At 41.0% G+C, this 12,959-nt stretch carries 8 protein-coding genes; 3 read left to right on the top strand and 5 right to left on the bottom strand.

The window, feature by feature from the left end; all coding sequences use genetic code 11:
• The first annotated feature begins 4 nt into the window (after positions 1-4).
• Complete coding sequence (locus MJO53_RS13815) at positions 5-1,735, top strand: alpha/beta hydrolase-fold protein (RefSeq protein ID WP_252079512.1); 1,731 nt, start codon at positions 5-7, stop codon at positions 1,733-1,735.
• Between the two features lie 125 nt (positions 1,736-1,860).
• Here MJO53_RS13815 and MJO53_RS13810 read toward each other — a convergent pair whose 3' ends face one another.
• The 5 genes from MJO53_RS13810 to MJO53_RS13790 form a co-directional block, all read right to left on the bottom strand.
• On the bottom strand, positions 1,861-2,421 hold the full coding sequence (locus MJO53_RS13810; protein ID WP_224837129.1) for an RNA polymerase sigma-70 factor: 561 nt from the start codon (positions 2,419-2,421) through the stop codon (positions 1,861-1,863).
• Positions 2,422-2,569: 148 nt separating this feature from the next.
• Entirely contained in the window at positions 2,570-4,315 is a 1,746-nt protein-coding gene (locus MJO53_RS13805; RefSeq protein ID WP_252079511.1) for a RagB/SusD family nutrient uptake outer membrane protein, read from the bottom strand.
• 14 nt (positions 4,316-4,329) lie between these two features.
• A complete protein-coding gene (locus tag MJO53_RS13800; protein ID WP_252079510.1) occupies positions 4,330-7,812 on the bottom strand; it encodes a TonB-dependent receptor in 3,483 nt (1,160 codons plus the stop codon).
• Between the two features lie 145 nt (positions 7,813-7,957).
• Positions 7,958-8,896: a FecR family protein gene (locus MJO53_RS13795; RefSeq protein WP_252079509.1), complete on the bottom strand. Its 939-nt coding sequence runs from the start codon at positions 8,894-8,896 to the stop codon at positions 7,958-7,960.
• Between the two features lie 144 nt (positions 8,897-9,040).
• Positions 9,041-10,492 carry a calcineurin-like phosphoesterase C-terminal domain-containing protein gene (locus MJO53_RS13790; protein WP_252079508.1) on the bottom strand — a complete coding sequence of 484 codons (1,452 nt, stop codon included), beginning with the start codon at positions 10,490-10,492 and terminating at the stop codon, positions 9,041-9,043.
• Positions 10,493-10,725: 233 nt separating this feature from the next.
• Here MJO53_RS13790 and MJO53_RS13785 point away from each other — a divergent pair, with 233 nt between their 5' ends.
• Together MJO53_RS13785 and MJO53_RS13780 are read left to right on the top strand one after the other, a co-directional pair.
• Positions 10,726-11,094, top strand: a complete 369-nt coding sequence (locus tag MJO53_RS13785) for a DUF2200 domain-containing protein (RefSeq protein ID WP_224837124.1) — start codon at positions 10,726-10,728, stop codon at positions 11,092-11,094.
• A gap of 82 nt (positions 11,095-11,176) precedes the next feature.
• A complete protein-coding gene (locus MJO53_RS13780) occupies positions 11,177-12,958 on the top strand; it encodes a tetratricopeptide repeat protein (RefSeq protein ID WP_252079507.1) in 1,782 nt (593 codons plus the stop codon).
• Position 12,959: the final 1 nt, after the last annotated feature.

Here is a 12,959-nt window from a genome sequence, read left to right as displayed (position 1 = left end):
TAAGATGACCAAAAAACTTTTTTTTGTCTGTAGTGCAACCTTGCTTTTATTTTCCTGCCTACAGAACAATAAAACAAACCACAAAATTCAAGTATCTTTTGACCAAGCGGCAAGTGAGCTAAGCAAAGATGGCCGCTTACTTCTAATGCTTTCAACGGACGATAGCAAGGAACCACGTTTTCAAATTAATGATGGGTTAAACACACAACTCATTTTTGGGATGAACGTAGAGGGTATGGAACCCGATGAAACCTTCACTTTTGATGAATCCATATTTGGGTACCCCTACCCAAGTTTATCCGATGTACCACCTGGAGAATATAATGTACAGGCGCTATTGCACGTGTATGAAACTTTCAATTTAAGTACAGGGCATACGGTAAAACTGCCCATGGACAATGGGGAGGGCCAACATTGGAATACCTCTCCCGGAAACCTGTATAGTAAACCTTTTAAAATTACGGTTAGAGAAAACGGTATCGAAAATATTTCCATCGTAATGGATCAGGAAATCCCCCCGATTCCCGAGCCGGAAGACACCGATTGGATAAAACATATCAAAATAAAATCCGAAAAATTATCGGAATTCTACGGGAGGGATATGTATCTGGGTGCACATGTACTTTTGCCCAAAGGTTTTAATGAACACCCAGAGGCCAAATATCCGTTAATGGTTTTCCATGGACATTTTCCAAAGGATTTTGGCGGATTTAGGACCACCCCGCCCGACCCCAATTTAGAACCCGAATATTCTGCACGGTTTGATTTGGAAGGCTACAATATTATACAGCAACAAGAAGCCTATGATTTTTACAAAAGATGGAACGAGCCAGACTTTCCCCGCTTCTTGATCATTGAAATTCAACACCCCACCCCCTATTATGATGACTCCTACGCGGTAAATTCAGCCAGTCAAGGCCCCTATGGCGATGCCATTACCTATGAACTCATACCATATATCGAAAAAGAGTTCAGGGGTATGGGAGAAGGTTGGTCACGATTTTTGTACGGAGGTTCCACTGGTGGTTGGGAGGCTCTCGCGGTTCAAGTAAAATACCCGGATGAATATAACGGTTGTTTTGCTGCCTGTCCCGACCCCATAGATTTTAGAGCGTATTGCCTCACCAATATTTATGAGGATGACAATGCGTATTACTACGATTCGGCACATAAACAACTGGAGGTACCCTCCCATAGGGATTATCTGGGCGACATTCAATCCACCTTAAAACAAGGCAATCATTTGGAACTGGTGCTTGGCGACAAATCCCGATCTGGGCAACAATGGGATATTTGGGAAGCGACATATTCCCCTCAAGGGGAAGATGGTTATCCGGTAAGGATCTGGGATAAAATGACCGGGGATATTGACCACGAAGTTGCCGAGTATTGGAAAGAAAACTATGATCTAAGACACATACTGGAACGCGATTGGGAAAAACTGGGCCCTAAGCTTAAAGGCAAAATACATATTTATTGCGGCGATATGGACAATTACTATTTAAACAACGCCGTCTATCTCATGGAAGATTTTCTTGAGAACACCACAGAGCCCTTTTATGATGGCGAAGTGCTGTATGGAGACCGCGCTGAGCATTGTTGGAACGGCGACCCCAATGAGCCCAATGCCATTAGCCGTTTACGATACAACTCCATGTATGTACCAAAAATTATGAAACGAATTGCCGAAAGTGCTCCGCAAGGCGCCGATTTGAGCAGTTGGAGGTACCCGTAAAAAACTTTTACCCATCCAAGAGCAATGCTAATGCATAATATTTAAAGTAATTGATGCTTTATGGTTTATCAAATGGTCAATAAATATAAGATAGCATATTACTTGTCCAAAAAATTGAACAAACCTCAATATTGGCCAAGAAATAAAACAATGAGTGACAAACAGTTTTTAAAGTGAAGTTTAAAGAGCCTTAATGCATTACTTATGTGGGTCTCAACGGTTCTGATAGAAATATCCATTTCCAAGGCAATTTCCTTGTTATTGTACCCTTGAACACGACTTAAATAAAAAACTCTACGGCACTTGTTGGGGAGTTTCCCCATCGTTGTTAGAAAGAGTTCTTCGGATTCCAAGTAATCCATATGTTCTTTTACCCCATCTACAGCAGGCCGAGCTTCCAAAACTTGTTCGGAAAAAACTTTCCTCTTTTCCAATTTCACGTAGTTAATGGCTCTATATTTGACACCTCTGAAAAGATAGGCCTCGATTTGTTCGATTTTGACCGTTTCGGTTTTTTCCCAAAGACTTATAAATATTTCCTGTACAAGATCTTGGGCCACTTGATGGTCATCCACAAAACTATGTGCATAAAGATATAGTCGTTTCCAATAGCTGTTAAAAATCTTTTCCAGTGCTTTTTCTTGGCGATTCTGGAGTGCATTTATGAGCAGTTTTTGGTTTTCCATCAGCTGGGGCAGCTTGGTTATGTATTGAGCTTCGCAATCAAATTTATCGTCTGATCGTGAATAAATTTGTAGTTGTAGATTATGCTATTGTTATCAAAAAAAACTCCAGGACAAGACATAGCCGTCCTGGAGCTTTATCATTGCTAAACTACCAATTTGGGTTTTGCGTTAGATTCGGGTTCAATTGCAGTTCCTGTATCGGAATAGGTAAAAGATAATCCCTGTCTTCATTAAAACTTCTGGTGTTGAATTCTGGTAGTGGATCTATTAAGTTATCCGCACTTAAATGAATATCTGCGCCCAACTTAAAATATTTTGCGCCTGCAATTTGATCGGCAGGTGCATCACCTTCGTAGATTACAGTATCGATGGAACCATTGCCGTCCAAATCGTACTCCCCTGCCCCCGGCAAATAAATTCCGCGCAGTGGCAATGTTATGGATTGGCCTATCTTCCACCGTCTAATATCGTTCCAACGATGTCCTTCCATATAAAGTTCTATTCGGCGCTCCCGTCTAATTTCCAATAACAATCCTTGATTGGCACCGCTAACGTTGGGATAGATCATTGCTTGGTAATCATCAGGGTCAGCATTGGAATCATCCATGGACAGACCGGGCATACCTACACGATTTCTTAGTAGTCCGATCGAACGGTCCAGATCATCTTGTGTAATGTTCCCTAATTCCGCTTTTGCTTCGGCAAAGTTTAATAGTACCTCTGCAAAACGAAATACGGGCAGATCATTGATATTTTGATTGATACCATCGGAATTGGAACTGGTCACAAACTTGGTAATATGATACCCTGTTATTGAAAATGACAGGTCCGGGGGCAAGGCCGTACCCTCACCCACCCTACTATATCCGGGGGTACGAATGGTCTGTGCCAACCTTGGGTCGCGATCTACTGTTTCATCGGCAAAGGAAACGGCATTAAAATCGGCTTGATCGGTAAAACGGGAACCGTCCGAATTTAAATATGAATTTACCACACTTTTTGGCATTCCCGGTCTTCCTTGTGACCCTGTCAAGGTATAATAATTGGCACGGTGCCCGTTGGTAAGGGGTTCCGTATATTCCCGTGCCAAGATCACCTCTGTTGTTTGCGCTGTTTCAGCTCTGAACAAATCCGCATAATCTAAATTTGGGTTTCCGGTACTATAGAGTGAATAAACACCGGTGTCCATCAACTCTTCCGATGCATCAGCGGCCGCTTCCAGATATTTCTCATATCCGGATATACCGTGGTATTTTTCGAAAGTTCCTTCAAATAAGGCTACTCTGGATTTTAAGGCGAGGGCCGTAAATTTACTCACTTCGTAAGCATATTGTTCATCACCCATGTTGTTTATGGCCCAATCCAAATCTTCAAGGATCTTGTCAACTACAAATTGTCTGCTATCCCTGGCCTTGTAAAGTCCTTCGTCGTCGGCCTCCATAGTGGTATCGTACCATGGCACGTCGCCAAAGTTTACGACCATTCCAAAATAATAATAGGCCCTAAAAAACCTGGCAACTCCTCCAAATCTGTTCTTGGCCGCTTCATCCTCACACCGCTCATAGTTTTCCAAGAAATAGTTGATGTTGCGTAAATTGCCCCAGTTCCAACCTCCACCGGTAGCAGGTACGATTCGCGCCCCGATCATTAGATCGCTCAAGGTGTTGTGAACAATGTCACCACACTGGCTGTCGTAAGTAAAAATCTCGTTTCTAGCGGTGCTGTTGGGTAACATTAAATAGAAACCATTGGTGTACAATTCTAGGTCGGAAGCCGTAAGAAAGAAGCTTTCTTCGCTTACATCTGAAATTGGATTTTTGTCCAAATAATCATCACTACAGTTGATAAAAAACAGACTGCTTAAACTTAACAATGTAATATATAATCGTTTCATCGTCATTTTTTGATTTAAAATTGAATGGATAGGCCCAATGAATAGGTTTTGGACATAGGTGCTTCCTGACCTCTTGAATCGTAGGCATAAGAGCCAGAAGGAGCATTCAAGTTAACTTGATTACTAGCAATCTCCGGATCTATATAGTCGGTCAATTTGGTAAAAGTCAAAATGTTCTCCCCACTTAGATATAGCCTTACCTTTTTAACCGGTAATCTGTTCAATACGGATTGTGGTAGATTATATCCAACGGTAAGGTTCTTTAACCTTAGGTACGATATATCCTGTAGATAGCGATCGTTGGTATTTCGGAGTGAGTTCCGTGTACTTAGTGCTATATAACCAAATCCTCTTGGATAGTAGGCGTCAGGGTTATCTGCCGACCATATATTATTGGCCAGGTCTTTACGCACAAAAGATGCATATGGGCGACTATAGGGACCCCAGAATAATTGCGAATTATAACCAGGGTACCAATCTTGTTTGCCAACCCCTTGAAAAAATGCGGAAATGTCAAAACCTTTCCAACTGGAGGCTATCTTAAAGTTGTACAGATATTGCGGAGCCACATTGCCCACAATTTTTTGATCCCCTGGATCATCAAGGGTATTGGTACCTGCATTGACCACACCATCACCATTTAGATCGGTATATTTTACGTCTCCGGGCTGTAGCCCTCCCCTTGGGGTTATCCTTGGGCTAACATAGGATTGGTCCACATGGGCGGCAATTTCTTCCTCGGACTGGAAAAGTCCCTCAATTTCATATCCCCACAAGTCTCCGATCTTCATGCCTTCATAAAATGAATTTAAAAGGTTTTCCGGATTATCAAATCTGGTGATCGTAGTTTCCGAATTGGAAAGACCTGCGCTAAAACTAAATTGCAATGGTGATCCTCCGACTACAAAGCTATCGGAGTATGCAACAGAAAGTTCGAACCCTTTTGTCTCCAAATCCGCTGCATTTTCCTGTGGAGCAGCTGCCCCCAATGTTGCAGGGAGTACTTGCCCCGCTGTCAACATTCCCAAGGTTTCCCTTTTAAACCAGTCGAAATTGGCGGTTACCTTATTTTTGAACAATCCCAAATCAAGTCCAAAATCCAAGGTTCTGACTTCTTCCCAAGTTATCTCTACCGGATTTAGAGATGGAGACGAAATATACTCCAAAGGACTTCCATTTAAGGAGAATGCTTGGTTAGCAGATCGGCTCAATACAGGTTGGTAGGCATAAGGGTCAACTTCTTGATTTCCCAAGGAACCATAGGAAGCTCTTAATTTTAATTGACTAATGGTAGGGTTGAGGCCTTGCATAAAACTTTCGTTATGTATGGCCCAAGCTGCGGATACCGATGGAAAAAAGCCCCATCTAAAATCAGAGGGGAATCTGGAAGTACCATCGTACCTTCCGTTCAGTTCTAAAAAGTACTTACTATCATAATCATAGGATAACCTTGTATATACGCCCTGCAACGCCCATTCAAAGGCACTGCCCGTGGCATTGTCCGCAGTGGTTCCCAATCCAAGAGAATTTAGTTTGTCGGATATTAAACCCTGAGTACTTGCCTGTATTGTTTTGCTGTACATGGATTCCTGACCAAATCCTGCCATTATATCTACTTGGTGCTTTCCAAATCGATTCTTATAATTGGCATAGATATTAAAGGCATCATAATCGGATGTAGTATTATACTCCGTTAATTGATCTACTCCCATATTCTCAACCTCACCGACATAAATACTCCATGGAACCATAGTGGAACGCTGATATATGTTCTGGTTCATTTTCCTATAGGCATAACTTGCCTTAAGGGTAAAGCCATTGAAAGGTGTCAACGTAGCGGTGATGATATTGGAGAATTCCGAATCCTCTGTCTCTTGCTTGGCCCGACCATATAACAAAGAGGCGTACAACCCATCTCCGGCGGCATAATTGTTCAATTCGCTTCTATAAAAATAGGTGCCGTCCGGATTCGTCGGGGCGTACCAAGGCATTGCATGGTTGTACACTAGGTAGTTCCAGTAATTGCCATGCCATCCACCTCTGTATCCGCCATGCTGCAGATCATTGAACCGGTTATATTGCATATTATCCGTTAAAGTGACCCAATCATTCAGTTTAAAATCGACTTTTGCCCTATAATTTTCCTTTTTGAATTCATCTTTTTGGACTTTCAGGATACCGGTCTCTCGATAGTTTCGATAAGAGAAATATCCTTTCAACTTCTCTGTACCTCCACTTATTGATGCATTATAAATATGCGAAGGCCTGCTTTTTCTAAAAAAAGTATTCCACCAATTTGTTTTGGCATAGTGCACATATTGCTCTCTACCGTTTCTTGTATCCGTGATCACACGTGCCAATGAAGGATTAGCCGATACTTCCTGAAGTGCGGCAAGATCACTTTCGGTATATCCGGAATAGGATGCACCGCTATTGGCCTGGAAAAACCCATCGGCAATTTGAATGGCCTCATACGGGTCCGTTACAAAGTCTGTATTGGTGGTTACTTGGCTAAATGCAGTAGTCGTTTCCAGACTAACGGTAAGATCGCCCTGTTTTGCTTGTTTTGTAGTGATAAGAACAACACCAAAAGAAGCACGGGCCCCGTAAATAGCTGCGGCACCCGCGTCCTTCAAAACACTGATGTTCTCTATATCGTTTGGATTGATATCGTTTATATCCCCTTCTACACCATCTATTATGATCAAAGGCTCTCCCCCGTTTATGGACGTAAAGCCTCTAATATTAATATTTGGGGTATCTGTTGGGCGTCCGTTCGACCGCGTAATGGTGAGTCCCGGGGTTACTCCCTGCAAGGCAACTGCAGCATTGCTCAAAGGACGTTCGGCCAATGCCGACACATCTACCTTGCTTACGGCCGCACTGAGCGATTCCAAGGTCTTCTCTCCATATCCGATGACCACTACCTCATCGAGTTCCTGATTGTTGGCAGTCATCGTTATGGACACATTATCCACCCCAGCCAATATGGTGTAGGTCTGGGTTTCCATTCCTATGTAAGAAAACTCGAGAACTTCACCGCTAGCTGCACTTATCTCAAAATTTCCATCGAAATCCGTGATTATGCCCTTGTCCGTTCCAAGCACTTTTACATTGGCTCCCATCAATGGTTGTCCATTGTCATCCTTTACGGTTCCACGAATTGTTCTTTGTAATGATCTGGCCTCTTTTTTTGGGAGTACAAATACAGTAATGTTGCTTTTCTGGATCTGATAACCAAGTCCGTAAACCTTGGCCAAATGGTCCATTACATCGGTAAGGGGCCTGTTCTTAAAATCGACATTGATTTGCTGATCGATGTTCTTTACTTCGCTATTGTAAATAAAACTTACCGTAGCCTGCTCTTCGATACGATCAAAAATATCCATTAGACTTATCCGATCTTGTTTTAAGCTAATGGTGTTAAAACTTGCCGGTCCGGCTTGTGCGGGCATGGCAAAAAAATGGAATGTCCATAAAATCATGAACACTTTCATAATGTTTCTGTTGAAAAAATATAGTAATTTTGGTTTCATTATTTCATACTATGTATTTGGTGAATATGTAGTTTTTATCGAGCCTTTTCTGTTGGCGCAGGAGAGGCTTTTTTTAATTTTGGCTTTAGTTCATTGGCACAATGGTTTATTTATGGTTTTGCTTTTTATAGGTGATTTTTGTTCCAGTAAGCAATTCCAAACTATGGAGTGTCTCATCTAGTTTTGGGTCTATAAACTTACCTGTTATCGTCTGTTGTGTTACTTCTCCATTTGACTCGATCTGAAGTTCCACATTGAACCAGCGCTCCACTATCTTCTGCGCTTCTTGCAATGAATGATCGTTCAATTTCAAAATATTCTTCATCCAAGAAGTATCATTATCCGTCTTTTGGGTCAAGACACTATATATTCCGGTCTTGCTATTGTACAACAATTGTTCATCGGGTTTTAAAATTGCCAATGTTCCGTCCTTACCATCAACTTGTACAGACCCTGTTTTAAGGCTTACCTTAATTTTTTCGCTTGTGTTATAGGCATTTATATTGAATGTAGTTCCCAGTACTTTTGTTGTTAGACCAGCTGCAGAAACTAGGAAAGGTTGATCCGGATTGTGTTCTATTTGAAAAAATGCCTCTCCTTTTAGGGTAACCTGTCTTATGTCGGTATCAAAAAAGCTTGGATAAGAAATACTGCTCCCGGCATTTAAGGTAACTGTGGAACTATCTGGCAAAACCACCTCTTTTCTTTCACCAAATCCGGTAGCTATAGTGATGACCTCAGCGCGATCAAACTTAAACTCGTTCAACAAAGTGGCTCCCAACGCAATGATCAACGCCAATGATGCGGCAATTCGAACAAAATTTAAGTTCGTTCTTTTTCGTCCGCTAGTTTTTTCAACTTTTCCAAGATGAACCAATAGCTGCTGAAAAATGGTCCTTCTCACCTCTTGTTTCTTTCTAGGGGTTAGCACCTTTTCTTCGTAATGGCGGTAGTGTGATTCAAGCTCATTTTTTTCGCCTGTACTAAGGTCACCGTTCAAATGCTTATCGACTAGCTCGTGAAACCGCTTCTGATGATCCATCATATTTGTTTTTCGGTCTTTTGGGGAAAGTCAAAAAAAAAGACCTTTACACGTATGGTGAAAGGTCGTTCTGTGTGGTTGTTAACGATTATTTCATACCGGGTTTATTTGCTTAACAATGAACTAACATTTTAAGCTGTCGGTCTTTTACATATCCTCGCTTTTTATGGTTTGGATATAAGTATTACCGAAGTTGTCCGTTACCTCAATTGTGATCTTATCCAGATTTTCGCCAGGTTCAAAAAAGAACATATGATCACTTTTTGCTGGTTCTACCCATGGTCTTCTTTCTGGCAAGAGCTTACCAAGGTGCAATTCTATGCTCATTGGGTCGGTAGCATCAACTTTATGGATATGGGATTTGCGATCTCCGTTTTCGTACCAGCAAATCTTCCAGTCAGGGTTCCAGTTCCATATATTTAGGGCACAGGAGTTTGGGAACTCGGGATGGCTTCCTCTTTTATAAAACCTGAATTGATGATCCATCGATTCGCCTACCGATTTGTATTTCCAAGTTACCTCGCTTCCGCGCATTTGATATACTCCATATCCGTTGGGTGTTCCATCACTGCAAATAGGTCCGCTCCACCAAGCACCGCACACGGCCCCATGCACATGTTCAAATCGATTTGATTCGGGATAATTGGTATTTCGATGGGTATGCCCAGAAAGTATATGTACCTTAAAAGGTGCCAAAAGTTCGTACAAGTGTTCTTTGTTCTTTACTCCAGAGGCAACGGGTATATGTGTACACACGACTACCGTACTGCCCTTTTCTATATGGCCAAGGTCTTGTTCCAACCAAATCAACTGGTTTTCCGTTATATACCCTATGTACTCCTTATTATTACCTGTAAAGAAAACATCATCCAAAACTACGTAGTGGATCTCCCCGCGGTTAAACGAATAGTAGGTTGGCCCAAAAAGCTTGTTAAAGGTACTTGTTGATAGTTCATCGCTCCGGACACCTAAATCCATGTCATGATTTCCAACTACTTGGAAAAATGGAACCCCCATCTGCATAACGGCATTATTGTAATCCTTGAAAAGATCTAACCTATCGAACACCAAATCCCCGCACCCTACACCAATTGTATTGGGATCATTTAGGCTTTTAATGGTATCCACTATATCTGGAGTGGATATTTCCAAAAGTTGTGCGGCCTCATACTCGTTCTGGATCTGGGGATCCGCCAAAAGTAGCAGACTATGTTTATCATCACTCTGCCCAAGAGGTTTAAGCTGGAACAAGACCTCCATTTTATGGTTTGCAGGATCAATTGGAAAAAAATAGGAAGCCGATCCATTGCTCAACTGATCTATTTCGTAACCCGCGGGCATACTTAAAAACACAAATGGTTGATGGGTTGTGCTCAAAAACTCAAAATACCCGTTCTTATTGGTCAAACCTGTAGTATTTCCGTCCGACACGACCACATTTCCAATGCCTTTCCCGTTAGTTGCCACCCTGCCTTTTATGCGGATCGGATTTTTACGTTCAATAATCGGACTCCATCCAAAAGCAGGGTACAATCCCAATAACGAAACGGCTCCTGCTGTCCATCCAAGCTTTTTTACAAATGATCTACGGTTTTCCATGATTTGTTGTTTTTAGGTTACTAGTAATGAGTCAAAATTTTAAGGAAGAACACGTAATTCCAACTCCATAAAAGTGCCAATAATAGCAATTGTTAATTTTTATTTAACCTTGGGATTGGAGCAAGACCCTTTGCATGCTCGCAAATTCTTGACTACTTTACAGATAAAATCCAAAATATACCGGATTTCACATTCAACTCTTTAAGAGAAGATAAACCCAAAATCAATGAAAAATGAAAGTCACAGAAAAACAAAATGAGCGTATTGCAAATATGACATTTGCCTCGGTCTACCCGCATTACCTATCCAAGGTAGAAAAAAAAGGCAGGACCAAGGATGAGCTAATTACGGTAATTGAATGGTTAACAGGATTCAATGAAGAAAAATTACAGAAATTAATAGATGATAAAACCACCTTCGAAATTTTTTTTAAAGAGGCAAAATTGCATCCAAATGCTGGATTGATCAAAGGAGTTATATGTGGATATCGAATAGAAGAAATAGAGTTTCCTTTAACCAGGCAAGTACGATATTTGGATAAATTGGTAGATGAACTGGCAAAGGGCCGTAAAATGGAAAAAATCTTACGTAAAGTAGTTTAAGTCTTTATCGGTACAAATTAAATCTCTAAAAAAACATCAACGTTCATTCACGGATTTTGTAGATTTGAAAACCATTCAGCCAATGACCAATACAAAATCCATAGCCGTATTGCCCTTTGTCAATATGAGTAATGACAAGGACAATGAGTATTTCTGTGACGGAATCACTGAAGAAATTATAAATGCACTGACAAAGGTAGACCAGCTCAAGGTAATCGCCCGAACTTCTTCTTTTGCGTTCAAGGGAAAAGATGTGGATGTTCGAGATATCGGGAGTCAATTGGGCGTGAATACAATTCTGGAGGGCAGTATTAAAAAATCACAGGACAGGGTCAGGATTACAGCACAATTGATCGATGTTGAAGATGGAACCCACTATTGGTCCAAAAGGTTTGATAGGGAGTTGATCGATATTTTTGATCTGGAAGATGAAATAAGTTTGGCCATTGCCGAAGAAGTCCGAAACAATTCCGGACATTTTGAAATCCAAGAGCATTTAGTCGAGAAGCCTACTACCGATATAAACGCCTACCAATTGTTTTTAAAAGGACGTTCCTTGCAGTTGCAATGGACACCGCAGAGCATTAAAGAGGCTATATCCTATTATGATCAGGCAATTGCTGTGGATAAAAATTATGCCAAGGCTTACTACGCAAATTTGCAATGCTATGGCCTAATGGCAATGTGGGGCTATATACCTTATGAAAAAGGTATTGAATTGGCCATAAACAACCTATTAATAGCCAAGGAGCTAGACCCCTCTCTACCCGAATATCCATTATCTTATGTTGGTAAATTTTTTTGGGAAGAATGGGATTTTAAAAATGCTTTTATCCACATCAACAAGGTTCTGGAAATTAATCCCAATCATATAGATGGTTTGGAAGCCATGGCAGAGTTGTTCATGGCACTCGGTTTTTTTGAGGAGGCCCTAAACTATGCGAACAAACTTTTAGAGGTAGATCCGCTTTCAGCGAACAATCATTATACCTTAGCTCATATCTATTATTACAAAAACCAGTGGGAAAAGGCATTGGAAGCCGTCAATTATGCACTGATACTTAATCCTGAACTGGAGTTGGCACATCATTTAAAATGCTTTTGTTTGATATGGCTAAACAAAAGACAGCACTTTCTAGAGTTTATTCACAACACATCTTTGTTAGCGGAAAAAAAACTATTGTTCGAGCTTATCAATGGAGAACAAATGGAAGTTCCCGCCAAAATAATTGAAAAATGGTCACAACGAGACGACAAAGAAACTATGCTGGTCCCGTACGATGTGTTTATTTTAAGTAATTCGCACCACAAAGAACTTGCTTTTTCTCGATTAGCAGAAATGATCGATCAGAGGCGTGGTCAAATTATAAACTACAGACAGGAACCTTTTTTGCAGCCATTGCACAAAACAAAGGGATTTGACGAACTGCACCGTTCCAACCTATCCATTTCAGATATCAAACCCCAAACGGAGGAGGAGGAAGAAGAAAAATCGATCTCAACAATTTTGAGTGATGCTCAAATAAAAAGTTTAAAAGAAAAGCTGCTTACCTATTTTAAGGAAGAGGAACCATACTTAAATCAACAATTAAGTTTAAAGTTTGTTGCCGAGTTTTTAGGATTGAACACCAATAAAATGTCATTTCTGATCAACCAGGCGTTTCATACTAATTATAACGATTTTGTTAACTCCTACCGCTTAAACCATTTTAAAACCATAGCGCAAGACCCTAAAAATTCACATCTTACCATACTTGGATTGGCCTACGACAGTGGTTTTAATTCCAAAAGCGTATTCAATACCTACTTTAAAAAAATGGAAGGCATGACTCCTAGGGCTTGGATGAAAGCCAGTCTGTCCTAAA

This window comes from Flagellimonas marinaquae, from assembly GCF_023716465.1.
GTDB lineage: Bacteria > Bacteroidota > Bacteroidia > Flavobacteriales > Flavobacteriaceae > Flagellimonas > Flagellimonas alginolytica.
Note: the sequence above shows the minus strand (reverse complement) of the source record. Positions and strands in the feature narration are given on the sequence as shown.